13 protein-coding genes and 1 tRNA gene are annotated in these 26,779 nt (G+C 45.8%); 6 read left to right on the top strand and 8 right to left on the bottom strand.

The features are described from left to right. From AACT52_RS40585 to AACT52_RS40570, 4 genes are all read right to left on the bottom strand, one after another. The coding region (locus AACT52_RS40585; RefSeq protein WP_233154188.1) for an nSTAND1 domain-containing NTPase at positions 1–3,387 on the bottom strand (3,387 nt) is incomplete at its 3' end. 79 nt (positions 3,388–3,466) lie between these two features. Further along, positions 3,467–8,440: an nSTAND1 domain-containing NTPase gene (locus tag AACT52_RS40580; RefSeq protein WP_073635765.1), complete on the bottom strand. Its 4,974-nt coding sequence runs from the start codon at positions 8,438–8,440 to the stop codon at positions 3,467–3,469. A gap of 378 nt (positions 8,441–8,818) precedes the next feature. Continuing rightward, the gene (locus tag AACT52_RS40575; protein WP_073635763.1) at positions 8,819–10,486 is read right to left on the bottom strand and encodes a hypothetical protein; all 1,668 of its coding nucleotides are present in this window, start codon (positions 10,484–10,486) and stop codon (positions 8,819–8,821) included. A 32-nt stretch (positions 10,487–10,518) separates the two neighbouring features. Further along, positions 10,519–11,835 carry a hypothetical protein gene (locus AACT52_RS40570; protein WP_073635762.1) on the bottom strand — a complete coding sequence of 439 codons (1,317 nt, stop codon included), beginning with the start codon at positions 11,833–11,835 and terminating at the stop codon, positions 10,519–10,521. Positions 11,836–12,509: 674 nt separating this feature from the next. On the opposite strand from AACT52_RS40570, the gene AACT52_RS40565 reads away from it, so the two are divergent. Next, complete coding sequence (locus tag AACT52_RS40565; protein ID WP_158054967.1) at positions 12,510–12,662, top strand: hypothetical protein; 153 nt, start codon at positions 12,510–12,512, stop codon at positions 12,660–12,662. A 662-nt stretch (positions 12,663–13,324) separates the two neighbouring features. Here AACT52_RS40565 and AACT52_RS40555 read toward each other — a convergent pair. After that, positions 13,325–13,398, bottom strand: a tRNA-Pro gene (locus AACT52_RS40555). A gap of 131 nt (positions 13,399–13,529) precedes the next feature. Between AACT52_RS40555 and lipA the strand changes: the two genes are divergently transcribed. From lipA to AACT52_RS40535, 4 genes are all read left to right on the top strand, one after another. Then, positions 13,530–14,444: a lipoyl synthase gene (gene lipA, locus AACT52_RS40550; RefSeq protein ID WP_073635761.1), complete on the top strand. Its 915-nt coding sequence runs from the start codon at positions 13,530–13,532 to the stop codon at positions 14,442–14,444. 27 nt (positions 14,445–14,471) lie between these two features. Beyond that, positions 14,472–15,392, top strand: coding sequence for an NAD(P)H-dependent glycerol-3-phosphate dehydrogenase (locus tag AACT52_RS40545; protein WP_073635760.1), 921 nt, complete (start codon positions 14,472–14,474; stop codon positions 15,390–15,392). Between the two features lie 505 nt (positions 15,393–15,897). Continuing rightward, a complete protein-coding gene (sigC, locus tag AACT52_RS40540) occupies positions 15,898–17,145 on the top strand; it encodes an RNA polymerase sigma factor SigC (RefSeq protein WP_073635759.1) in 1,248 nt (415 codons plus the stop codon). 355 nt (positions 17,146–17,500) lie between these two features. After that, a complete protein-coding gene (locus tag AACT52_RS40535; RefSeq protein WP_073635758.1) occupies positions 17,501–17,956 on the top strand; it encodes a Fur family transcriptional regulator in 456 nt (151 codons plus the stop codon). A 126-nt stretch (positions 17,957–18,082) separates the two neighbouring features. Here AACT52_RS40535 and AACT52_RS40530 read toward each other — a convergent pair whose 3' ends face one another. Further along, complete coding sequence (locus tag AACT52_RS40530; RefSeq protein WP_073635757.1) at positions 18,083–19,294, bottom strand: peptidoglycan-binding domain-containing protein; 1,212 nt, start codon at positions 19,292–19,294, stop codon at positions 18,083–18,085. A gap of 17 nt (positions 19,295–19,311) precedes the next feature. Then, on the bottom strand, positions 19,312–23,325 hold the full coding sequence (gene cobN / locus AACT52_RS40525) for a cobaltochelatase subunit CobN (RefSeq protein WP_073635756.1): 4,014 nt from the start codon (positions 23,323–23,325) through the stop codon (positions 19,312–19,314). Positions 23,326–23,416: 91 nt separating this feature from the next. Between cobN and AACT52_RS40520 the strand changes: the two genes are divergently transcribed. After that, entirely contained in the window at positions 23,417–25,582 is a 2,166-nt protein-coding gene (locus AACT52_RS40520; RefSeq protein WP_073635755.1) for a GAF domain-containing sensor histidine kinase, read from the top strand. Between the two features lie 141 nt (positions 25,583–25,723). Here AACT52_RS40520 and AACT52_RS40515 read toward each other — a convergent pair whose 3' ends face one another. Beyond that, positions 25,724–26,689, bottom strand: coding sequence for a cytochrome P450 (locus tag AACT52_RS40515; protein WP_073635754.1), 966 nt, complete (start codon positions 26,687–26,689; stop codon positions 25,724–25,726). Positions 26,690–26,779: the final 90 nt, after the last annotated feature.

Genomic DNA, 26,779 nt, shown 5'->3' with positions numbered 1-26,779 from the left:
ACTAGCAGAAGCCAGAGTCTTGCCATCACGGCTGAAAGCGACGCTATTGACAGACCCGCTATGCCCGTTGAGGGTTTTGAGTTCTTTGCTTGTTGCCACATCCCACAGTTTGATGGTGTTGTCAGAACTACCAGAAGCCAGAGTCTTGCCATCTGGACTGAAGGCGACGCTATTGACAGACCCGCTATGCCGGTTGAGGGTTTTGAGTTCTTTGCTTGTTGCCACATCCCACAGTTTGATTGTGTTGTCATAACTACCAGAAGCCAGAGTCTTGCCATCTGGGCTGAATGCGACGCTACTGACAGAACTGCTATGCCGGTTGAGGGTTTTGAGTTCTTTGCTTGTTGCCACATCCCACAGTTTGATGGTGTTGTCATCACTACCAGAAGCCAGAGTCTTGCCATCACGGCTCAAGGCGACGCTCAACACCTCTTTGCTATGCCCTTCCAAGCGGTTATGTTCTTGCACGTTGTAAATCGCCTGTTGTAGTACTGTGCTCACGCTCTGACTCGCACTAGGATCTTGTTCTAAGTAGGCAGCTTTAAGTTGTTTGCCTGCCTGTATAGCAGCAACCATAGCCTCAAGCTGTCTATTGGAAAGCAAGGAAGCTTCAAAGGTTTGAGCTAGGGCATTTACACTCTGTCGTCCTGCCTCTCGCCACTGATATAAGGCGAAGCCAGCTAACACAGCCAGCACCCCAGCGGAGATGGTTGCTACTCTGTTCCGAGATTGAGCCGCTTTTCGAGCTTTTTTCTCCTGCTCTAACTCACGCTGTCTGCGTTCTTCTTCTTGCTGACGGAGGCGATCGCGCAACTCCACGCAAGCTTTTACATACTCAGCCTCAAGTTTGTTCAAAAACATCGGCTGCTGCAACAGAGATTCTGAAACTACTAATTGTGCGCCCTTTAGCTCCAGATAGTCCTCATCTCGTTGATGCTGATTCCACTCTAGCGATTCGGAGCGGATTTTCTCGCGCAGTAACAGGTTAGTGCGGTTTTCATCCAACCAATCCTGTAACCTTGGCCAGTAGCGAATCAGAGCTTCATGGGCGACTTCCACTTCTTCTTTGCCCGTCGTTTCGTTGCGGCTGGTGACTACAAGTCGCGCCCCTGAACCTGCCAACTGCTGCACCAGTTTCTTTGTGACTGCCAACTCACCACCTATTGCCACAAGTTCTTCTAATCCCACTCGCCGTCGTGTGTCTCGTCGCTTTTCTCCTTGTACGGCAGTTTCATCTAAGCGGGTGAGGCGAATGAATATATTCCGAACTTGGTCTTTCTCGTCTTCTGATAAATTATTGTAAACATCATCAGCAGTTTTGGCGATCGCTTGCTGAACACCACCAATTTTTTCGTATTCCTCACAACACAACCACCGTCCGTGTCGCCGCTTCCACAGTTCCAGTAAGGCGTGTTGTAGAAGTGGCATTGCCCCTGGCTCTCCTTGGACATTGTCTAAAATCAAGTTGCTTAAGCCAGCTTCAAAACGCAGCCCCACTTTGGCTGCTTGCATTTCCATCGCTTCACGCAGTTCGCTGGAATCCATTGGTGCAATCAACTCTTGCCTGACCTGCATAAGTTCTTTAAGCTGAGTGTAGGTGGCACACTCTCCCCAAAAATCTGCCCGCATGGTCAGTATCACTTTCTGTTGCTGAGCAATGGCTAACAATTGGTCGATGAAAGCAACGCGCTTGGTTTCATCAGTGCAAAGAGTAAATAGTTCTTCAAACTGGTCTACTACCAGTATAGAAGGTTTATTTGGTAATATATGTGACAAACTTACTTTTAGCTGTACCAGTGGCTCGCTACTAGGAGTTAAGTAAGCCATCTGTAGATTTGGCTGTTTTTGCTGTAATTGCGGAATTAACCCCGCTAAAACGACTGATGACTTTCCAGTTCCGGAAGCTCCTAAAATAGCTAAGAAGTTATGCTTAGCTAGTTTTTCTTGGAGTTGTTCAATCAACCGCTTGCGTCCAAAGAAAAACTCGCGCTGTTCAACGCCGAAAGCATACAATCCTTGAAAGGGGCAACGAGAATCATACTTTGGTGGTTTTTGACCTAATGCCAAAGCATTAAAGCTGAGGTCGAGTGCTTGATCACAGAGGTTGTTAACCTCAACTAACGCTTGCTCTTTCTCCAGACGGGCTTGTTTGCTTAAGGCAGTCACATCTGCATCCAAAGTCTGTTTTAGTTTTTGTGCTTGCTCTTCAAAGGTCTTTTGTAGCACTGGTGCCCGTTCTGGAAGCAAATTTTGCACACACTCTAAACCAAATTCGATTGCAGAGTTTTTGAGGTCTTGGTCTAATTGGTCACTAAACAGAGGACGACCACCCAAGCGGCTAAACAATGCAGGAACAGTGATGTCGTAGCGTTCTGCTAATGTCGCCGTCGCCTCACATAGAGCCAAATCTACCTCTCCGGACTGTTGCAATTGCTTGTAAAAGTTCTCTGCTAAAACTTGGGCTGTTCTGATTGTCACCTTCTCGGTCATCGCCACCACAGCTGGCATACCTAAGTTCCGTACCAATCGTTGCCCTAATCCTCCTAATGCCTGTTCTGCTGCTGAACTAGCACTCTCACACGTGGAGAGGAAAGCAAAATGAGGTAGCCCTCGCGCTCCTCGTAGCGATCGCAACCGTTCGAGCAAACGAGTACCAGTAACGACTTCGACAGAGTTATCGGCTTTTGCCCAATACAAAACGGTTTCAGATTGTTCAATCAGTTTGCCGTGACAGACAAAGTGTAGTAATGTATACTGCTTTGTCTGGTCAGTGAGCTGCTTACACAACTCATCTAGGTTCGGGGGTCCGATCGCTTTGTCAACAAAAGCAAGAACGTCACACGGAATTTTCCCCAATGCTTGCCGCACACTATTTACAGTTGCCTCAACATCGAATGAGTCTAAACTGTACTTTCCTAACCCTGATGGACTGGCTACCAGTACCAGTGCTCGCAAGTCAAGCCGTCCAATGGGTGGAAAGCGGCGATCAGTAATAGCGGGAATGTAGAGAGAAAAAGGTGTTCGCTGCTCTAGTGCTAAAAAATACCAATTATCATCTATGTTGGCGCACAACCTTTCCCAACGCAATGTTCTGATATCTATATCTTCTGCTTCGATAAACAGTAGTACCCGTAGTGGTTCAGTAGAGTCGCGCAAAGCACCAACAAAGGCATCGCGTACCTCATCGCAAAACAGTGCTTTGCCCAATCGCGTGCCATACTCCTTCGGCTGTCCTAGTAGGCTAATAAGGTCTTGAAAATCTTGCTGATTGAATTCAAAAATGCCTTCAGAACGGATGGGTAGCAGTACATCACGTCGGTTATGTTCGACGACAATTGGCCAGCGATCGCCACTCTTACGTTGGATGGTAATTTCAAAGGTGTTCATAACTCACTTTCTTTTGCTTAGGGAATTAAGTAAATTTCTGAACTTGGATAAGAGTAAGCACAACAGCTAGTGCTTCTGTTCACTTTGCTTGTTGTTGATAATCATCGCAGAGGTGGCGATCGCTCTCACTAACGTTGGGATTTGTCTGCAAATAAGCGCGTATCGAATCACAACTACGCATCATTAGAGCATTTAGATCATCTAAGTACACATTCCACAGTTTGATGGTGTTATCATAACTACGAGAAGCAAGAGTCTTGCCATCTGGACTGAATGCTATACTCCAGTACGCATTGTGCCCTTTGAGGGTAGTGATTTCTTTGCCTGTGAGTACATTCCACAGTTTAATACTGTCGTCAAAACTACCAGAAGCTAAGGTTTTGCCATCTGGGCTGAAAGTGAAGCTCGTAACCTTACTGCTATGCCCGTTGAGGGTTTTGAGTTCTTTACCATTTACCAAATCCCAAAGTTTGATGGTGTCGTCCGAACTACGAAAAGCCAAGGTTTTGCCATCTGGGCTGAAAGGGATGCTATCCAAATTACCGTCATCACCGTTGAGGGTTTTGAGTTCTTTACCATTTACCAAATCCCAAAGTTTGATGGTGTTATCCGAACTACCAAAAGCCAAGGTTTTGCTATCTCGGCTGAAGGCGATGCTTGTGATCCTACTGCTATGCCCGTTGAGGGTTTTGAGTTCTTTACCATTTACCAAATCCCAAAGTTTGATGGTGTTGTCCGAACTACCAAAAGCCAAGGTTTTGCTATCTGGACTGAAGGCGATGCTATTAAGATCACCTCTATAAACGTTGAGGATTTTGGGTTGTTTAATACCTGCCACATCCCATAGTCGGATGGTATTGTCATCACTACCAGAAGCAAGAGTCTTGGCATCTGGGCTGAAGGCGACGCTTGTGACCCTAGTGCTATGCCCGTTGAGAGTTTTGAGTTCTTTACCACCTACCACATCCCACAGTTTGATGGTTCCATCATCACTACCAGAAGCAAGAGTCTTGTCATCTGGACTAAAGTCGAAGCTCGTAACCTTACTGCTATGCCCGTTAAGGGTTTTGAGTTGTCTGCCACCCGCCACATCCCACATGATGATGGTGCCAAGACTAGCAGAAGCAAGAATCTTGCCATCTGGGCTAAACTTGGAGTCCATGAGCTTACTGCTATGCTCGTTGACGGTTTCGAGTTGTTTTCCACCTGCCACATCCCACAGTTTGATGATAGGGTCATCAAAACTAACAGAAGCAAGAATCTTGCCATCTGGACCGAAGGCGACGCTGGAGACGGGTCGGTCATGCCCATTGAGGGTTTTGAGTTCTTTACCAGTTGCCACATCCCACAGTTTGATGGTCTTATTATTATCAGAAGCAAGAGTCTTGCCATCTGGGCTAAAAGCGACGCTAAAGACCGCACTTGTATGCCCGTTGAGGGTTTTGAATTGTTTGCCAAGAGCCACATTCCACAGTTTGATGGTTCTGTCAGCACTACCAGAAGCAAGAGTCTTACCATCTGGGCTGAAGACGACGCTCAAGATATGATTGGTATGCCCATTGAGGGTTTTGAATTGTTTGCCAAGAGCGACATCCCACAGTTTGATAGTGTTATCAGAACTACCAGAAGCAATTGTCTTGCCATCTGGGCTGAAGACGACGCTCAAGATATGATTGGTATGCCCATTGAGGGTTTTGAATTGTTTGCCAAGAGCGACATCCCACAGTTTGATAGTGTTATCAGAACTACCAGAAGCAATTGTCTTGCCATCTGGGCTGAAAGCGACGCTAGTGACCGCACCGCTATGCCCGTTAAGGGTTTTGAGTTTTTTGCCTGTAACCACATCCCACAGTTTGATGGTGTTGTCATAACTACCGGAAGCCAAGGTCTTGCCATCACGGCTGAATTCTACGCTGTTGACCTGACCGCTATGCCCGTTGAGGGTGATAATTTGTTTGCCTGTAACCACATCCCATAGTTTAATGGTGTTGTCATAACTACCAGAAGCAATTGTCTTGCCATCTCGGCTAAATGCTATGCTCATGACCTGACTGCTATGCCCTTCCAAGCGGTTACGTTCTTGCACGTTGTATATCGCTTGTTGTAGTACAGTACTCACGGTCTGACTTGCACTAGGATCTTGTTCTAAGTAAGCTGCCTTAAGTTGTTTGCCTGCTTGTATAGCAGCAACCATAGCCTCAAGCTGCTTATTAGCAAGTAAGGAAGCTTCAGACGTTTGAGCCAGGGCATTTACACTCTGTCGTCCTGCCACTCGCCACTGATATAAGGCGAAGCCGGCTAACACAGCCAGCACCCCAGCGGATATGGTTGCTACTCTGTTCCTCGATTGAGCCGCTTTTCGCGCTTTTTTCTCCTGCTCTAACTCTCGCTGTCTGCGTTCTTCTTCTTGCTGACGCAGGCGATCGCGCAACTCCACGCAAGCTTTCACATACTCAGCCTCAAGTTTGTTCAAAAACATCGGCTGCTGCAACAAACTTTCTGCAACTACTAATTGTGCGCCCTTGATCTCCAGAGAGTCCTCATGTCGCTCATGCTGATTCCACTCGAAGGATTCTTGGCGGATTTTCTCGCGCAGTAGCAGGTTAGTGCGGTTTTCATCCAACCACTCCTGTAACATAGGCCAGTAGCGAATCAGAGCTTCATGGGCAACTTCCACCTCTTCTTTGCCCGTCGTTTCGTTCCGGCTAGTCACCACCAGTCGCGCTCCTTCACCTGCCAACTGCTGCACCAGTTTCTTTGTGACAGCCAACTCACCATCTATTGGTACCAAATCCTCTAGCGTCACTCGCCGTCGCGTGTCCCGTCGCTTTTCCCCTTGGACTGTGCTCTCATCCAAGCGAGTTAAGCGCAAGAAAATATCCCGGACTTGGTTTTTTTGCTGACTATTTGGCAAGCTATTGTAGAAATCGTTAGCAGTTTTGGCTATTGCCTGTTGAACTCTACCGATCGCTCCATATTCGTCATTGCATAACCAACGCCCATGCCGTCGCTTCCACAATTCCTGCAAAGCATATTGTAGCAGTGGCATTGCCCCTGGCTCTTCTTGGACATCATTGAGAATCGAGTTACTTAAACCAGTTTCAAAGCGCAGCCCTGCCCCGTCTGCTTGCATCTTCATGACTGTTACCAGTTCAGCAGGTGTCATCGGTCCAACTAATTTTTGTCGGGTTTCAATGCGGTTACTCAGTTCAGGATAGAAAGTACACTCTCCCAAAAAATCAGCCCGCATGGTTATTATGACTTTCTGTTGCTGGGCAATAGTTAATAATTTTTTAATAAATTCTTGCCGATTAACTCCATCATCACAGAGAGTGAACAGTTCCTCAAATTGGTCTACGACTAATAATGAATGCTGGTGTGGTACTTTCGAGAGTCTTTCTAATCGTTTTTCGAGTTGTTTACTCGGTTCCCTACCTGGGGTGAGGTATACCCACTGTAAGCTTGGCTGTTGCTCTTTAAGCTTGGGAATCAGCCCTGCAAGCACCACGGATGACTTGCCACTACCCGAAGGACCGATAACGGCTAGGAAGTTATCTTTGTGCAGTTTGTTTTGTAACTCTTGGATCAGTTCATCACGCCCAAAAAAGAACTTGTGGTATTTTTTATCACCAAAGGAAGATAGACCAGGGAAGGGGCACTCAGCTTTATATTCTGGGGGTTTCTTATCTGAGGCTGCAAGCTCATCAAAGCTGAAATCCAATATCTGGTCACAGATGTTGTTGAGTTCAATTAAAGCCCGCTTTCGCTCGTCACGTGCTGTAGGTGATGATTCTGCTCTCAGTGTATTTTCCAGCGTCTTTGCTTGCGTTTGAAACCTTTGATTTAGCCTAGATGCATTCGGGGCACGCTCTTTGAGCAAATCTTGGAGTTTCCCGATGCCATACTCGATTTCTGCGTCGGTTAGCTCGCGATTTTCCAGGCGATCGCTAAACAAAGGACGCCCACCCAAGCGGCTAAAAAGGGCTGGAACAGTGATATCGTCGCGGTTTCCTAGTCCGGCTGTTGCCTCCTGTAGTGCTACGTCTACCACTCCGGAGTTTCCTAGTCGTTGGTAAAAGCTCTCTCCCAAAGCCAAAGCTGTCTTTACGCTCACCTTACGGGTCATTGCCACGACAGCTGGCATCCCTAAATCTCGTACCAATCGCTGAGCCAATCCGCCTAATGCTCCTTCTGCTCTTGGATCGGCAGTCTCGCAACTGCAGAGGAAAGCAAAATGGGGTAAGCCTTTCTGACCGCCTACGTAGCGTAGCTCATCTAGCAATTGCTTCCCAGTCACTCGCTGGACTTGGTTATCTGCTGTTGCCCAGAAAAGAGCGGTCTCTCGTTGTGCGTCATTACTTAGCATACCATGACACACAAAATGGAGCAAGGTATATGGTTTCTGGGCGTTGGTTAGTTGTTTAGACAGTTCTTCTAGCGTTGGTGGACCGAGAGCACCTTTAACATTATTTGCTAAAATATCGTAAGGTATTTTACCAAGAGCTTGCCCAACTCCAGATATAGCAGCCTGAACATCAAAGGGGCTTAACTGATAAGCACCTAAATTATCAGGGCTAGCCACCAGTACCAGTGCCCGCAAATCGCGCCGCCCAATTGGGGGAAATCGGCGGTCAATAATCGTTGGTATATACAGGGAAAATGGCACACGCCGATCACGGGCTAATAGATGCCAAGCCCCGTCTGCATCGATAGGAGCGCACAGCCTTTCCCAATGCAACGTTCTAACTTCGTCTTTTTCAGCAGCTTCAACAGAGAGTAAAATTCGTAGAAAGCAGTCCTCACTACTCTTGGATAAAGCACGCACAAAGATGTCGCGCACATTCTCCTGAAAGAGGGCTTTGCCGAGTAGAGTTCCGTATTCCTTTTCGTCCTCTAGTGCTGCTGTCAACTGGTAGAAGTCATCCTGACTAAGCTGGAGCATCCCTTTTGAATGGATGGTGAGTCCATCTGGTTGCTTACATCTGACAACGATGGGCCAGCTATTATCGCCTGACTTACCTTGAATGGTAATCTCAAACTCAAAGGTGTTCATGCGTCATCTTCCCTGGTTATGTCTCGCTGTGTCTAATTTGTTGAGACACAGCGAAAAATGCGGTGATACAGTTAATCAGCATTTAAATTGCATAAACTGGGCGGGCAAGATGCCATGCGTGTCAACTTAAGCCAAAATCCTTCTAAAATCTCGTTTCCAGGTCTAAGCAGGAAATGCAGTGGGCGCGGCTCTGCCGCTTTTAAGGGAGGCAGAGCCTCAAGTTATGCATTCCCAGCCTGAGGCTGGAAACGAGGCAATCTCTAAAAGCTTGTTCTATAGTGGTTTTCACGTGATTGTTGACACTAATGGCTTTCCGGCCCACCCCACAAGATATTCAGAACATTTTCTCATGCAAGTTAAATGTGCTTTAGCTTACAGTTAAGCTTGTTTTTTCAATGTCTCAAGCAAACTAGTTACGGCTGACACTGTTGCCTGAAGTTGTTCGAGTTGAAGAGCTGGGGCTTGCTGGGCTTTCTCTAGAAACTGTTCTAAAGATTTGATTAAGTCCATTTGAGCTTGCTCGATCCCAGATGTTTCAGCTTGTGTCGCAGGTGCAGACTGCAAAATCACTTGTTCAATGATTGGGCGCTCAGTGTTTGCATCACCAACAACAAGCCGGACTGCCGGGTCACCGATAATCATATAGCTGCGGGCGTCATTGTTTGCCGTCCACATATCAGATGTAATAAAATCATCAGAAGCATCAGGTTTCAGCTTGTACTTAATATCTTCTAGGTGAGCGCTGAGATCTGAGGAAAGTTCAGCATAGCGTTGGTTGAAAAACTCTAGGGCTGATCCAACTGGATGTCCTTCCATCAAGCGCTTCAAGCCACTCTGAAAAACTTGCAATTGCGCCCCGGTAGACTGCCCAGCATGCTTCCACACAAAAGAACACCCCCAGGCTCGTTCTACGTGACCGATGACAGCCAAGGCACCTCCCTTAGGGTGGCTGAGTAAGCGCTGTGGCAAACGGGCAATAAAGGCGTGAGGAGCAATTGCTGAGCGATCGCTAAAAGCTTGTTGATGAGCAAAGTCATTCATTTTGGGCGTACCAGCACCGTAGCAGGCAAAGTGGAACGCTATTAGCCCAAACAACCGCGCGTCGTCACTCACATCGTCGCCTGAAAAGTAAAAGTCTTCTGGAATCGGTTTTCCTTTCCACTGATGCCAACCAGGCCAATCTTGACAAACCAGTCCCCCTTGGTGCAACAACTGTCGTGGATCGCCATTCGGAAAGCCTATACCGTGACTAGCGGTGAAAAGCAGACTGGGGGTTTCGCTACCTCCTAAAAGTTGTCCCAATCGCGCCTTTGTAGTTTCTTCTTTAAGTAGGGTTTGCACATTCCAATTTGGTTGGTCTTTAACCATCCATTCAGCTAGCGGTTTAATTAAATTGCTAGCACTGAGTTGAGTTGCTGCGTCACCATTGTTCTGCACACCAAAGAAGCTAGCACGACGGGCAAGTGAAAGCTTTCCTGTTTCTGCTTCTACGACACTGTGAGCATACTGAGCATACTCTTCTGGTTTGTCGAAATAAATACGACCTACCGCATACTGGACATCAAGTTGGTATTGAAAGCTATAAGGAATAGTCTCGGGATCGCCGACGATCAGCAAGTAGTAGGGCATTTTGTCTGGATCGGCAGGTCCAGGACCAACTTTATGACGAGCAAGAAACTGGTTTTTTGACTCGCCCGGACGATAAACGTATTCCTGATAGTATTGTTCCTTTTTCTGTGTTGCTTGCTTTCGACGATGTTCTAATAGTGGGCTAAGGGCTGCCGTGATTGCAGGGTCAACCCCAAAAGCGAAAATGACTCCCCAACCAGTTTCTGCGAGGTTTTTCGGGTCTACTCCCTCTATTGGAGCAAACTCAGGTTCTACACCTTTGACATGTAGATTTTTTTTCTGGAGTTCGAGGAGGTGTGCTGGTTCAAACTTTTCGCCCTGAGCAATTTTAGAAACCTCCTGAGGTGTCAGCGGCGGCAGCAAGTACTCGCCAGTTGCCCCATCAAGCCCATTAAAAAATAGAAGTTCTTCGTTCATACTTGAGTTATCCTCATCTCAAATTAGTCTGATTAACTACTAAGTGCTGCTTGCCAAACAGCATGAGCAACTTCTGGTTTAGCAATATCGCTGTGAGCACCACCCCAACCTCCGTCAGGATTATCGCAAATGTACTTAGTGCTCTCTAAGTTATAAATTTTGCCTGCTTCAAACTTGTAGGAAGCATCCAGTGGAAGCATTTGCATATCTACAATTTCCAGACCAGGTCCACGGGCACCAAACGTTCCTAGTCCGCCAAATTTGGGAAATTCATTGAGGCCATAGGCTATTTGTTGGCTGACTCTAGCACCGTGAGGATACATTTTGCCAACAGCAGTATCTAACTCAGATTGTGTAGTGACGAGCGGACCAGAGACTTTGCGGTCAGCGACAATTGAATGAAAATAGCCAGCACGACCTGGTGCTACCGGGATATCGGAGCAGTAAGACCAGAATGATAAAGCGCCTTGTACCAATACTACGGAATTAACTGGGCGGGCTAAGGTACTGTGACCATCACCAGCCAAGATCGCAGAAACAACTATACATCCAAAGCTGTGACCCATCAAGTGGAATCGCACACTATCAGCCGTTGCTTGTTGAAGTTTTGTCAGCAACTGAAAGCCGCCGCTTTCACCAAACTTACAAGCTCGGTCTTTCATTTTCCAAAAAGATAGCGCTTGCAGGGGCATCAACAGCGCACCCCAGTCAGAGTCACCGTAATTAATAGGTTCTAATTCGGCTACTTGAAAGATGCTTTCCGGATCGAATGCTTCACGATCTGCCCCCGGTGCTGCACCTTCACCTTCGCTGCCTAAGCCAGCCTCCTGGTTCAACACCTCGTAGGCTTCACGGACTTCTGGCGGTAAGGTAGCAGGAGCAATGTCATCCATTGCAGCAGAGAAAATTATTCTTAGAGCCTGTCGAGCTGCTTCTGTATTAGCAATGCGCTGAGCGTACTGCTCAACCAACTGCTCTATTGGATCAGTCTCTGTCGGAGCAAAAGATACAGAGCCACTTCCTAATTCTTCATCACCCCAAGGTAAGCTAGGCCAGTGTAAACCAATCAGCAGTGGGCGAAATCCTGACCGCGCTTGTTTGATTTGTTCAATATCAGCCACGTTTTTAGACATCGCGCCAACCCAATTGTTGTACTGAAAACGCGCAGCAGGTATGTCACCCAACCATCCATGACTAAAGATGAAAACATCCGTAATTGTCCCAGTGGATAAGATATCCAATATCTTTTGGCTCATTTTGCCTTCTGGCTCATCGCGTTCGTTACCAGTAGCATCAAATGCAACTAAGTAGTACTGCAATGAAGTTCCAGGTACTGTTTCAATCGGCATATAGATTGTCCTAATGGGAATATGACGAAATACTTGTTACAATCGAACACTAAGTGCAAAACATGTAGGCACACTGTTTGCACACTTCCTCTTAAAAATCCTTGCTAAAAAAGAGGTTTGTAAATTGCGGCTATTGAAGAAGAACACATAGGTCAGAACGCAGAACTCAGAATCAATTGGATGGGGATTCAGACTCCAACCAATTGTAGACACCGTGTTAACTGTCGTTATTTAAACCCCAAGACGAGTCACCCAGTCGTACAGAAGTTCATTCTGACTTCTGACTCCTGAGTTCTGAGTTCTTTTTGTTAATGTATTAAATTTATTACGCATATTTAGATTCCACACCTGAGTCTAACTAGTACAAGTCAAGCTAGAGAAAAAATAACTCTGCCTGTATTCTTGTCTAAATGTCAGCAAAATCAACTTATGCAGTTGTCTTACAAAACTTTACAATTTGCCGGATAAAATGTTCAATAAATATACAGTTAGTAGATATAATTTTGTTTCTTTTTTGGCGATTCATTTAAGTTTTGTAGTCAAGGACACTTGAAGTGTCAATTCAATTTTTTCTCTGTTAACTGACAAATGCTAAGCGTATTCAGTAATTTCACGAATGTGTGATTAGTGGGTGCTAGCAGAGGGAGGTTTGTACTTATAATGAATTGGCTGGCATGATTAGCGATGCCCCTTGGGCACTGCGCGGAGAGCGATCGCATCTCTCAACTCCCTTGCTAAGTTCTCACTGGCACCAAATCTGTACTAATTGTCAAGAGGGCGAAGTCTGGCGATCGCCACTCCTTTTGAACATGAATGGTGGCTCATGATATATAGCAATCCTAAATGAGTTGTGAAAAACAAGATCCCCGACTTCTTAGAGAAGTCGGGGATCTGAAGGGTAGCCAAATTTCATAAATGAAATAGGATTGCTATATTTGTGAAATGATTAGTCATGATTCGTGAGTGAATGTGTCGTTTAGAACAAATAGAGTAATAGACAGCAATCCCCAGACAACTCACTATAGAATAGATGCACTCAGTGAGCTGCCCTTGGAGCCTTTGGAATAAAAAAGAATATCAAACATACTGGACTTTAGACTAAAGCATGAGAAAATAAGCCAACAGTACTGGGTTAACAAAGTTTGAATTAGACAAATCAAAACATCACAATTTAAACCGACTTAGCTGCTGGGTTCCGGAATTTATAAGTGCCTTTTTTTGACTATGGGATAAGAAATTCTGCGGTGCTGAGGTTGTCCGGTTTTCCAGCCTGGAGATTTTCCCCGAGGTTTTGGCGGATTAGCTGGTGTACTAATTGCCGCTAAAATTCCTCCCATTGCTTGAGCTACCCGTCCTGGAGTGAGTTTGTCAATCGACTTTTGCTAAAACTTATCACAGTAAGCTTTACGATACAAATTTGCACAAAACGACATTAATTTGCGAAATGCGACATTGAATTTGCGAATTTACAGTCGCTCTACAAAAAAAATCGGGATGACTGGATTCGAACCAGCGGCCCCTTCGTCCCGAACGAAGTGCGCTACCAAGCTGCGCCACATCCCGGCACAATTATTCCAATATATCAAACAATATCACAAAGAGTGATAAATCGGAAAGTAGTTTGCATATTTATCCACCAATTGATGAAGCTTGCTACCATTTACTATGTACAAATAAAGTGGTAGAAGCGGATTGTGACTGTTAAACCAGACTGGTTGCGGGTAAAAGCGCCTCAATGGGAGCGCGTTGGTAACGTTAAAGAAATTTTGCGGGATTTAGCCCTCAATACGGTTTGTGAGGAAGCGTCCTGTCCAAATATTGGTGAGTGCTTCAACGCTGGTACAGCCACATTCTTAATTATGGGACCAGCTTGCACGCGTGCCTGTCCCTACTGTGATATTGATTTTGAGAAAAAACCCAAACCTCTAGACCCCACGGAACCAGCACGACTGGCAGAAGCGGTACGCCGCATGAAATTAAATCATGTGGTTATTACCTCTGTGAACCGAGATGACTTGCCAGATGGTGGGGCTTCGCAGTTTGTCAAATGTATTGAAGCTATTCGCACCGTCTCACCCCAAACCACTATTGAGGTTCTCATTCCTGACTTGTGCGGTAACTGGCAAGCGCTAGAGTTGATTCTCCAAGCACAACCAGAAGTTCTCAACCACAATACAGAAACGGTTCCGCGTTTATATCGGCGGGTGCGTCCGCAGGGGAACTATGAGCGATCGCTCGAATTATTGCAGCGCTCTCGCCAAATTGCTCCTTGGGTATACACCAAATCCGGTATTATGGTGGGACTCGGCGAAACTGATGAGGAAGTCCGCCAAGTTATGCGAGATTTGCGAGTTGTGGATTGCGATATTTTGACCATTGGGCAATACCTCCAACCCAGTCAAAAACATTTGAAAATCGATGATTTTATCACCCCAGAGCAATTTGCTGCTTGGAGAGTCTTCGGTGAAGAACTAGGATTTTTACAAGTTGTCTCCTCTCCATTGACAAGAAGTTCATATCATGCAGAGCAAGTGAGACAATTAATGGAGCGTTACCCCCGGAGTGAGGGAGATGAGGGAGCAGGGGAAGGACTAACGACTAATGACTAATGACCAATGACTAATGACTAATGACTAATGACTAATTCAAAATTGGTCACAATTCTGGGTGCGGGTGCTTGGGGAAGCGCTCTTGCTAGTCTGGCGATCGCAAATGGTCATGAAGTGCGTGTGTGGTCGCGTCGGGGTTCGCAAACACTGGCGGAGGTCATACAAGGTGCGGATATTGTCCTTTCGGCTGTTTCGATGAAGGGCGTGAGAACCATAACCTCTCAACTACAGTCTTTACCCGTTTCCCCAAAGACTATTTTTGTGACCGCGACGAAGGGCTTAGACCCAGAAACGACTTGTACGCCGTCACAAATTTGGCAAGAAGCTTTAAGCGCTCATGCTGTGGTTGTCCTCTCTGGTCCCAATTTATCTAAAGAAATAGAACAGGAATTACCCGCTGCAACGGTTGTTGCTAGCAGTGTCATGACTGCAGCTGAGTTTGTGCAAATGGTGTTTTCTTCTGATCGTTTTCGGGTTTACACCAATTCTGACCCCTTGGGAGTGGAACTGGGGGGGACACTGAAGAATGTGATGGCGATCGCCGCTGGTGTATGTGATGGTTTGCAGTTGGGAACCAACGCCAAAGCCGCCTTAGTTACCCGTGGGCTGACAGAAATGGTTCGCATCGGTCTTCACTGGGGTGCGAAGATGGAAACATTTTACGGTTTGTCCGGCTTGGGCGATTTGTTAGCAACTTGTAACAGTCCCTTGAGTCGCAATTACCAAGTTGGCTACCAGTTGGCTGGTGGTAAAACACTAGCAGAAATTCTCGCTCATTTAGAAGGAACAGCTGAGGGAGTTAATACGACTCAGGTTTTAGTGCAGCGAGCTAAGCAGCAAAATATTCCTATGCCAATTACCGAACAAGTTTATCGTTTACTTCAGGGTGAAATCACACCGCGACAAGGGCTTTTAGAACTGATGCTGCGAGATAAGAAGCCGGAGTAGGGGAGCAAATCAATTCAAAATTCGCATTCAGGAGAAATTCAAAATGAGGAGTCTCTTCCTCATCCCGCTCATCCTCCTCGTCTTTCCTACACCCTAACCACAGAACTAATCATTTTTGAAGGAAAATTAGTAAATCTTCAGGAAAGTACCTAGACAGCGATGTAGATATGACTATCCATATAAAAACAGGACTTTTCACTGATATATGATTATACTTTGCTTCCTAAGCGACAGTCAAAATATGTAAAGGTTCAAATCTTTATTAAGTCATTTGCACTTTTTATCGCCCAGTAGGGAATTTGAATAGCTATTGGTTCATGGGAAAGCTACTGCAACCGAGCCTTCGGAGGCACTGTGTTAACAAAAACCAGTAAAGGTTTTTTGAAAAAAAAACCTAAAGGTCACCCTCTACCGTGTTAGTTCTTGAAGAATCACGGGAACAATAGCAACAGTTGATTAGCTGAACGTCATCTATTGTTACCTGGAGCCATTGAGACGAATTTTTATGCCAGCAACATCTTTTTACGCAGATGCCGCTTACAATAGCAAACAGTCCCAGCAGGTCTTTGACCCGGAACTCACAATTGATGAAAGTGAGTTGCCGTCTTATGAACTGGAAGAACTGGAGATAGCTTCTGTTGACCCTGCAAGCTTAGCTACACCTAACCGACGCAGCACAGATTTAGTACGTCTATACCTTCAGGAAATTGGTCGCGTTCGGTTATTAGGACGGGATGAAGAAGTTGCAGAAGCTCAAAAAGTCCAGCGCTACTTGCGGATGCGGATACTTCTGTCTGACGTCGCCGAGCAAGGAGATCAAGTCATTGCACCATATCTGAGGCTGATTGAAACTCAAGAGCGTTTGGCATCGGCGCTGGGACATCGTCCTTCTCTTGAACGGTGGGCTCGTACTGCTGGTGTAGAACTGTTCGAGCTCAAGCAGATTATAGGACAAGGCAAACGGCGTTGGGCTGAAATTGCCAAGATAACTGTGGAAGAACTGGAGAAAATTCAAAGCAATGGACTCCAGGCAAAAGAACACATGATTAAGGCTAATCTTCGCCTCGTTGTCTCTGTTGCTAAGAAGTATCAAAATCGCGGTTTGGAATTGTTGGATTTAGTCCAAGAAGGGACTCTTGGTTTGGAACGAGCTGTTGAGAAGTTTGACCCAACTAAGGGTTATCGCTTCAGCACTTACGCTTACTGGTGGATTCGTCAAGGAATCACACGGGCGATCGCAACTTCTAGCCGTACTATCCGCCTCCCTGTTCACATTACAGAAAAGCTGAACAAAATCAAAAAAGCTCAGCGGAAAATTGCCCAAGAAAAAGGTCGTACCCCAACTTTAGAAGACCTTGCTCAAGAGCTAGACATGACACCTGCACAAGTGCGGGAAGTTCTTTTGCGCGTACCTCGTTCCGTTTCTTTGGAAACAAAAGTTGGTAAGGACAAAGACACAGAGTTAGGAGAATTACTCGAAACCGATAATATAACGCCAGAGCAGACGCTCATGCGAGAATCTTTACAAAAAGACTTGCACAATCTTCTGGCAGATTTAACGAGCCGTGAGCGCGATGTGATTCTGATGCGGTTTGGTTTGGCTGATGGTCATCCCTACTCATTGGCAGAAATTGGACGCGCTCTTGATTTATCACGGGAACGGGTACGGCAAATTGAGTCTAAAGCGTTGCAGAAGCTGCGTCAACCCAAACGGCGCAATCTCATCCGCGACTACTTGGAGTCTTTGAGCTAGTTAGTGAGCGTCAATAGTCAATTGTTACCAGTCAAAAAAAATTATACATTCTTAACAGAACACAAGATACCTGTTCTCAAAGACTTTTAACTTTGGACTGTTGACTAACTTGATCCCCGTTCCCAAAGCTTTCCACTAAACTTATGGCTAGTTATTTTCATCTAATTGCAGAGAGCTTTCCTAGCCCTTTTGCAGAACGTCTATCAGGGCGGGGATCGTACTTTTTTGCGTGGTCAAGGCTTTACCATCTACCTTGAAACATTTAGCAATTATTCTCAATACTGTTGGATTATTGCAAATTAGTCCAAACTTTTGCTATATTCGCAACTAATGGGCTTTGTTGAGAAAAATTAGTATGACAGTCTACACAGCAGCCTCACTAAAGGCAGAACTTAATGAACGTGGCTGGCGTTTAACACCCCAGCGCGAAGTCATTTTACACATTTTTCAAGAACTTCCGCAAGGAGAACACCTCAGTGCTGAAGACCTTTATGAAAGGCTAGAAACCGAAAACGAGGGAATTAGCCTATCGACTATTTATCGCACCCTCAAGTTGATGGCGCGGATGGGAATCTTGCGAGAACTGGAACTGGGAGAAGGACATAAACACTATGAACTCAATCAACCCTACCCCCATCACCACCATCACCTCATTTGTGTCAGGTGCAACACAACAATCGAGTTCAAAAACGACTCGATTTTAAAAATTGGAGCGAAAACTGCCCAAAAAGAAGGTTATCAGCTGCTGGATTGTCAGTTGACAATTCATGCTGTTTGTCCCAAGTGCCAAAGGGCACTCATGCCACTCTAGCACTTAGGTTTTACAATTCTGGAAAGCCTTTGCTTCAAAGACTTTGGAAAATACCAGCGGTCAGCTTACTGTCATGGGAGGTAGACAAACTGTTAGGTATCGATACTAGCAACATTCAAGCGGATACTAATAGCGTCCGCTTCTCACATCACTCAGACTGATACCGTAGAATTGTTGGGCTTGTCTAATAGCTTGCTTTGTCTCATCTCCCATCACACCGTTAAGAGAACCCTTGTAGAAGCCCTGATCGCGTAATCGTCTTTGAATCTCCAAAACATTGAAATCACTCTTGGAACCAGTATTGACCAAGCTGTATAATTTTGCTCGGGTCGTTGGACCAGCAATACCGCTTGAAGCGAGGTAATTATCTTCTTGAAAGCGCCGTACAGCATCTGCCGTGTTAGGACCGAAGTAAGCGTTTGGCTCTCCTTGTAGATATCCTGCCTTAATTAATTGTTCTTGAAGAACTCTCACAGCCTCACCACGGTCTCCTAGGCGGAGTTTGTCTCCAGCAATACGCGGTTTACTGGGTGCATCATCTCCATAACCGACACCAAGGGCTGGTAATTTTGCTAGCGTTGCTGATCCGACAACCCCATCAGGAGCTAAATTGTAAGTCTCTTGGAACCGCTTAACAGCATCTTCAGTAATGGGACCGTATATCCCTGTTGAGTTACCAGTGTAAAACCCTGCAATTCGCAATCGTTCTTGCAGAATTCTGACATCTTCACCTTCATCTCCTTTCTGGAGAAAGTTAGAACTGCGACGCTTGCTAGCTACTGAATTCTCCGTACTGGTTCTTGTAGCTTGGGGATTTTGGTCATTGGTTCTTCTAGCTAGTGAAGTTTCAGTACTAACTCTTCTAGGTTGAGAATTTTCATCATTAGTTCTTCTGGCTTGAGACTCAGTACTCGTCTTCCGAGGTTGGGAAGCTTCAGTAGAGGTACGCCACCCCTCTAATTTTTGTACAGTCACAGATCCAGCAACACCGTTAACATCTAAGCCAGCAGCTGATTGGAAGCGGCGCACGGCATCTTGTGTCGAGGTGTCATAAACTTCAGTTATAGGAGCTTGATAAAAGCCTGTCCTTTTCAACTGTTGTTGTAGGTTTCTCACAGAAGGACCGCGATCGCCTTTTTCAAGTGCTAGCACACTGCTCACACTACTGATAATAGACAAGGCAATGGCTAGCGGTAGCATATATTTCCAAGCCCTACCAGACAACCGTGTCCAATCAGGTGCTGCTGTTTTCTTAAACAAATGGCTCAGAGAGATTAATTCACTGGGGGGTAGGTCCTCGTAGTCAGAAGCTACGTGCAGATACGCAAGATTCTCCATAGTTTTTTCTACACCACTTATTTTTCTTCAATCGCTGCTTCGGCTTGATGTACTATGTTTCGCAAAAGTTCCAGTGTTTGTATATTTACATCGTGCCATAAACTGCGCTTATGTGCTTCTAGTAATCTTTCAGCCATATCACGCAAAGCATAGGGGTTCTTTTGCTCAATGAATTCCGACACAACTGGGTCAAATAAATACGTCTGGGCTATCCCTTCGTACATATAGTCTTCCACACATTTTGCCGTAGCATCGTAAGCAAATAAATAATCAACCGTCGCCGCCATTTCAAAAGCACCCTTGTAACCGTGGCGCATCACTCCTGCAATCCATTTAGGATTCACCACGCGAGAACGATACACCCGTGCGATTTCTTCTTTGAGTTGGCGGATTCGTGGTTGAGCAGGAATCGAATTATCACCAAAATAGGTTTGGGGATTTTCTCCTCGTAGACTACGTATCGCAGCTGTTAAACCACCCTGAAATTGATAGTAATCATCAGAATCGAGCAAATCGTGTTCGCGATTGTCTTGATTTTGTAACACTATCTGCATTTGTTGCAACCGCATTTCAAACGCTTCTGGCGCGGAACGTCCTTGTTGAAGGGATGAGGGGGATGAGGAAGATGAGGGGGATGGGGGGGATGAGGAAGTAATTTCTCCCCCTGCTTCCCCTACTCTTCCTGATGTGTAGGCATAGGAACTCCAGTTGATGTAAGCACGAGCTAAATCTTGGTCATCAGTCCAGTTTTGTGATTCAATTAAACCTTGGAGTCCTGCACCGTAAGCACCTGGTTTAGAACCAAAAATACGGTAGCGCGATCGCACTCTTGCTTCTGGTAAACTTAAACCAAGTTTGGTCCAAAAATCAGTCTCCTGTCGAACTTGTACTGCAAGAGGATTTTCCTCTGGTGGTTCATCCAAAGCCGCCACGGCTTGCACAGCCGAATCGAACAAATCAATCAAGTTGGGAAAAGCATCTCTAAAAAAACCAGAAATTCGTAACGTCACATCCACACGCGGACGCCCCAAAACAGAAAGCGGCAAAATTTCAAAATCTACTACCCGTCGCGCCGCACCATCCCATACAGGTTGCACACCAAGTAAAGCCAGCGCCTGAGCAATATCATCACCCCCAGTCCGCATCGTGGCAGTTCCCCACACAGTTAATCCTAGTGTTTTAGGATACTCGCCTTGCTCTTGCGCGTAGCGTTCAATGAGTGCCTCAGCCGCTTTTCTACCAACATCCCAAGCACTTTCCGTCGGTACAGCACGGATATCTACAGAATAAAAATTTTTACCAGTTGGCAGAACTTCCGGACGCCCCCGCGTGGGTGCGCCAGCGGGGGCACTAGGGACATAGCCGCCATCGAGTCCACGTAACAAGTTAGTAATTTCTTCGTGAGTTTGTAGTAAAGAAGGCAGAAGCTTGGTGCGTATCCAGTTAAGGACGTTTCTGAGTTCTGAGTTCTGAGTTCTGAGTTCTGAGTTCTGAGTTCTGAGATTTTCTACGATTTCGGCGGCTTGTTCTTCTAATACTTCGACAGCATCGCCGACAGTGCGACAGGTGTGTTGAGTTTTGTCAGCTAAAAGCTGAATATCTTGAATTGATAACTCAGTACTGAAATCAGCAGTGAGTGGATCAAAATCTAAGTTCAAATCTTGAGCCAAAGCACGGGTAAATCCAATATGATGGCGATTGGGAAGACGGGCGATCGCCACAATTAAATCTCGCAGTTGTCGCCCTTGAGGACATTGCCCAAAAATATGCAATCCATCGCGGATTTGAGCTTCCTTCAATTCACAAAGATAACCATCAAGCGAAGGTAAAACTGACAAGTCAAACGTTGAATCAGAAGAATCTTGTTTTCGCGTTAAACCTTTTGCTTTATACTTTAATTCCAAATCCAAGAAAAGATTTTCTTTGACAACCAGTTCGCGGATGCGATCGCCTATGATTGGCAAACGAGAGGGATCTAAACTTTCCGCTTCATAATACTCATCAATCAAATTTTCCAACTCATGCAAAGAACCATAAAGTTCCGCACGAGTTAGAGGCGGCGTCAGATGATCCACAATCACCGCTTGAGCGCGACGTTTAGCCTGCGAACCTTCACCAGGATCATTTACAATAAACGGATACAAATGGGGAAGAGCTCCCAAAGCCACCTCAGGATAACATTGACTCGACAAAGCCACACTTTTACCCGGAAGCCATTCCAGATTTCCATGCTTCCCTACATGAACCACAGCATCAGCGCCAAAACATTCCCTCACCCAATAATAAAAAGCTAAATAATCATGAGTTGGTTCCAAATCCGGCGCATGATAATTCAAACTTGGATCAACATCATACCCCCGCGCTGGTTGAACTCCCACAAAAATGTTACCGAACTGAATTCCCGAAACAGGAAACGAAGAGGGAAAATTAAAACCTTCTTTTCTTTCTTCCTTGGCGTCCTTTGCGTCTTGGCGGTTCATTTCAAAAACACTTCCCCACCTTGCGCCAATTCCTTTTTGCACAGCTTCCGGTAACAAACCAAAGTACTCCTCATACTCCTCTACAGAAACACCTTGCAGCACCGGACGCAACTCTCTACCTTCCGGATCATTCGTCACCCCAGCCGTGAGACACTCAATCAACTCATCCCCAGTACTAGGTATATCTTCCACCCCATACCCAGCCAACTGCAAAGCCTGAAGAATTTCCACACAACTGGCTGGCGTATCCAATCCTACACCATTAGCTAAGCGTCCATTACGAGTCGGGTAATTTGCCAAAATCAGCGCCACCCGACGTTCTTCAGGAGGCTTAGAACGCAGACGCACCCAATTAGCAGCTAAAGAAGCGACAAACTCAATGCGCGAGCTTACTGGTTCATAAACCACCACATCAGTTTCCAAAGACGAACTGCTACTTTGTACCGCCTTAAAAGACACAGCACGAGAGATGATGCGCCCATCCACTTCTGGAAGCGCCACATTCATCGCCATATCGCGGGGTGAAAGCCCTTGAAATTGCAACTCCCACTGCAGAAGCGCACCACCGCTAAGGATAACTTGCAACACCGGCACATCCAATTTTTGCCACAAATCAACCTGCGGTGTTTCTGTTTCCAAACGCGCCAGAGAAAAACTCGTGGTATTCAGCAGCAGTGCAATTTGCTGCTTATCCTTGGGTTGAAAAAACTCGCACAATTCAGTTTGAACATCAACATCACGCAAAGAAGAAACAAAAACCGGCACTGGCGTTAGATTTCGCTTTGCCAAAGCATCGCACAAAGCATCTATCACCTTGGTGTTTCCTGCTAGATAATGAGCACGGTAGAAAAGAATTCCTACTTTAGAGGCGAGAGGCTGAGGAGATGAGGAGGATAAGGAGGATGAGGGAGATGAGGAGGAAACTCTAATGCTTGAATTTTGAATTTTGAATTTTGAATTGATTTCTCCCCCTGCTCCCTCATCTCCCTCATCTCTCATTTGCCATCCATAAAGCCCCACGCGCGGAACAACCTGGGGAGGTGAAGGATTAAAAGAAGTTGAAAAGCAAGTATCGGCGATAAACTGGAGAGCATTGAGAATATTTTCTACTCCGCCTTCGTTAAAGTAGCGCCACACCTGATTAACAGTACTCAAAGGTAGAGTAGAGTGAGAGATTAAATCGGGGTCTATAGCGTCATCCCCTGGCATTACAATTAGGGTTGTACCATTACGTTGGACGATTTCCTGCACAACTTCTAAACCATAAGCCCAGTAAGAACGCCCTCCTAACAGGCGGAGAATAATTACTTGAGCAAATTCTAAAACTTTTTCAACATAGTCATCAATACTTACTTGTTGCTGCAATTGCAGTAGGTTCGCAACTCTTAAAGCAGGAAATGTCGTGGGTAATTTCGGTACAGCCGCCGCCAAAGTTTGAATATCGGTATCAGCAGACGTAAGAAACACTATGGGAGCAGGGGTTTGTTCTAGAAAAATTAAGCCTTCCGATTGAGGGTTCCATCCACCCGATGTGGCATTAATACGATGCATAATCCTGTATTACCGTCTTAAACTGTTGGTTACAACACAGTACAAATTTTTGAGCAATAGCACAAAGCCCCTTTCACTTTTATTTTTAACAATGCCTAGTTCTCGCGATTTGAGCTTTTCTCGAACCTTGCCTAGTAATGTTTTTGATCAGCTTGGGGAATTCTTGCAGCAGATGGCTCAACAAGCAGTGGGAAAGGCGGCTTTGGTACTTACAGAAGCTGTGTTGACACCGATTGATCTACCCCAAGAATGGCAAATACAACGGTTTACCGTGGTGGTTTCTGAACAATTTAGTGCGCTGCTTGTGGGTTCGCCAGAGGAGCAGGGGAGCGAGGGAGTGAGGGAGCGAGGGAGTGAGGTAGCGAGGGAGCGAGGGAGCGAGGGAGGAGGGGAGCAGGGGGAGCAGACTTTTGACTCAGCATTCAGCAACGCCACTGACTACAATGGGAACTCCAACGGACAGTTGCAGGCTCCTCACCTTAAGTCGTCAGACTTGTCCACAGCGCTGGCTCCTCAATGGGAACCAGAGGAGGCGAAAAACTTCTCAGCACTTAATGTGGAATTGACGTTTGATCCAGAAGCGATCGCCTCCTTCGTTTTGAACTTGAGAGATTTGTTTGAGCGAGATTCCTATACCTACCAAAAGCTTGAACAATATCGTCAAGTTCCCGCTCCTAATGATGGCACGCTTCAAAGTCAATTCTCACTTTTGTTATTAAAGTATTTTTTGCCACAAGCAAACCATGAGGTGGTACAATCATCATCCCCAACTTATCCTCACATTTCTGTCTGTCAACCTGTGCAACATGCTCTGAATAAACAGATTGCTCAAGAACGACTGTTAAATCAGGTCACAAGTCAAATCCGTAAAACTCTAGATTTGCCTGTGATTATGGCAACAGCAGTTGCACAAGTACGAGAGTTTTTGGAATTAGACAGGCTTGTCGTTTACAAATTTGAGGAATCAACAGTTAAGACTCAACACTCAACAACCTCCCCATTCCCATCTCCACAACTTTCCATCTCCACACCTTTGCATCTCCACAACTTTCCATCTCCACACCTTTGCATCTCCACACCTTTCCAAACACACCAGCAAGAATTACCCGACAAAGGAGGCTGCATTGTCTACGAAGTCCGGGCTGACGATGATATTCCATCGGTGTTGAATTATAAGGAAAAAAATTGTTTTGCACAGATACCCCGATGTTGGGAAAAGTATCGCCAAGGCTTTACGTTGGCTGTGGATGATGTAGAAAAAACTTATGCTCTAGAAGAGTGTTTGTTACATTTTTTAAGGAAAGCTAAAGTCAGGGCAAAGTTAGCTTCCCCAATTGTGTATGAGGATAAACTTTGGGGGCTATTGATTGCTCATCAGTGCAATACTCCTCGCCACTGGAGTGAAAGTGAGAAAAATTTGCTGAGTTCTGTGGCTGAACAACTGGCGATCGCCATTCATCAAGCAGAATTAATGCGATCGCTCACTCAAGAAAAACAAACTCTTGAGCAACGAGTTGTTGAGCGCACAATGGCGCTTCACGACGCCCTAGAAGCCGCAGAAGCCGCCAGCCGTCTAAGAAGTGAATTTCTTGCCACCATTAGCCATGAATTGCTCACACCTCTAACTTACGTCATCGGCATGTCTTCCACTTTGTTACGCTGGTCTTTTGGTGAGTTGAGTCAGCGTCAACGTGATTATATCCAAACTATCCACGATAGTGGAGAACATTTACAAGACATGATTAATGATATCCTCGATTTATCCCAAATTGAGGCAGGCAAGGCTGTTTTAAACATTACAGAATTTTCATTGATAAACATAGCTCAATCCACAATCAACGAGCTCAAAGAAAAAGCAACAAGCCAGCGAGTTAATCTCAACCTGGATGTGCAACTTAACCCGCAGCAAGACATATTTACTGCTGATGTCAGGCGAGTGAAACAAATTGTCTGGAATCTGTTAACTAATGCTATAAAATTTACACCAGAAGGCGGCAATGTCACTTTACGTCTTTGGGTAGAAGACGAAACCGCAGTATTTCAAGTAGAGGATACTGGCATAGGCATTCCAGAAGAACAATTGTCCCTACTGTTTGAGAAATTCCATCAACTCGATACACCTTACCGCCGTCGTTACGGAGGAACCGGGCTGGGTTTGGCTTTAACGAAACAACTTGTAGAACTCCACCGGGGTCGAATTGAAGTAGAATCCACCGTAGGCGCTGGCTCAGTATTCACTGTTTGGATACCAGCCTAGCCACAGTAACGCCTGCTATGGTGGGGGATTTAAAAGAGCCACCAACGCTCTGGGGGTGCTCTTGGTGTGGTGTTTCCCCCGGAGGATGAAACTGATAACTGATAACTGATAACTGATAACTGGTAACTGTTAAAGCCTGTGCTAGAACTTTACGGGTAGCGAATCGAACCCTTTGAGGAGCAGAGTTGTATGTTTTGTTGAAATAGCTTGTTTATCCGGATCGAAGCTGAGATTTGGTAGTCTTCTAAGTAATGTGGCTAAGCAAATAGTTAACTCCATGCGAGCTAAAACAGATCCCAGACAAAAGTGAATGCCTGAACCAAACCCAAGGTGTTCGTTGGGCGATCGCGTAATATCGAAAACGGACGGTGAGTCAAACTTCTGGGGGTCATGATTCGCCGCCCCAAGCCCCAGTGCAATGACGCTACCCGCCGTGATGTCCTTACCGCCAATCGTCAGGTCTTGTTTGGCAATCCGAAAGAAAAAAGGAACCGAGGTATCGAAACGGATTATTTCTTCGACAGCGGAATTGATCAGAGTCGGATTTTTTTTCAGTTTTTGCAGTTGCTCCGGATGAGTCAGCAGTGCATTCACCCCATTGGAAATCAGGTCTGTGGTAGTCAACAGACCTGCATTTAAGATCTGAATGCATAGAGATGGGAGTTCCTCAAGATTAAATCCCTGCTCTTCGTAAGCCACGGTTAGCAGGCTAATCATGTCAGTTCCGGGTTGCCGACGTCGTTGTTCAATCAGTTGCCTGATGAGTGCAGAAAACTGTGCGGCAGCCAGATCTGCCTTGCGTGCAAATTCTTCAATATTTGAGCCGCCCAGTACGCCAAAAAATGTGGTAATATCCATTGCCCATTCGATGAACTTCGCTCTGTCGGTTTCTGGCACGCCAAATATCTTAGTAAGAATGACCGTTGGTAGTGGTACCGACAAATCGGATACAACATTCATGCCGCCGTAATTTTGAACGTTATCCAACAATTGCTCCGTGGTGTTCTCGATAATGGATCGCCAGCTTTCCAAAGCACGTGTTGTAAATCCCTGATTGGCTAACTTCCGCAGTTCGGTGTGCTCAGGTGGATCTTTCTCAACGATCATTTTTGATATCAGATTAAGGAAATTCTGGATCTCTTTGACCGGAAAACGAGACGCAAGCCCCTGGCTTTAGACATGGGGATAAGTCGCCAG

Source organism: Scytonema sp. HK-05, from assembly GCF_963872035.1.
Taxonomy (GTDB): domain Bacteria; phylum Cyanobacteriota; class Cyanobacteriia; order Cyanobacteriales; family Nostocaceae; genus Kalymmatonema.
This window is presented reverse-complemented; position numbering and strand designations above follow the sequence as displayed.

Excerpts from the sequence above, each read along its gene's own strand:
- AACT52_RS40515 (WP_073635754.1), bottom strand. The coding sequence starts at position 26,689 with ATGATCGTTGAGAAAGATCCACCTGAGCACACCGAACTGCGGAAGTTA.
- AACT52_RS40535 (WP_073635758.1), top strand. The coding sequence starts at position 17,501 with ATGACAGTCTACACAGCAGCCTCACTAAAGGCAGAACTTAATGAACGT.
- sigC (WP_073635759.1), top strand. The coding sequence starts at position 15,898 with ATGCCAGCAACATCTTTTTACGCAGATGCCGCTTACAATAGCAAACAG.
- AACT52_RS40545 (WP_073635760.1), top strand. The coding sequence starts at position 14,472 with ATGACTAATTCAAAATTGGTCACAATTCTGGGTGCGGGTGCTTGGGGA.
- cobN (WP_073635756.1), bottom strand. The coding sequence starts at position 23,325 with ATGCATCGTATTAATGCCACATCGGGTGGATGGAACCCTCAATCGGAA.
- AACT52_RS40580 (WP_073635765.1), bottom strand. The coding sequence starts at position 8,440 with ATGAACACCTTTGAGTTTGAGATTACCATTCAAGGTAAGTCAGGCGAT.
- AACT52_RS40575 (WP_073635763.1), bottom strand. The coding sequence starts at position 10,486 with ATGAACGAAGAACTTCTATTTTTTAATGGGCTTGATGGGGCAACTGGC.
- AACT52_RS40520 (WP_073635755.1), top strand. The coding sequence starts at position 23,417 with ATGCCTAGTTCTCGCGATTTGAGCTTTTCTCGAACCTTGCCTAGTAAT.
- AACT52_RS40565 (WP_158054967.1), top strand. The coding sequence starts at position 12,510 with ATGATTAGCGATGCCCCTTGGGCACTGCGCGGAGAGCGATCGCATCTC.
- AACT52_RS40570 (WP_073635762.1), bottom strand. The coding sequence starts at position 11,835 with ATGCCGATTGAAACAGTACCTGGAACTTCATTGCAGTACTACTTAGTT.
- AACT52_RS40530 (WP_073635757.1), bottom strand. The coding sequence starts at position 19,294 with ATGGAGAATCTTGCGTATCTGCACGTAGCTTCTGACTACGAGGACCTA.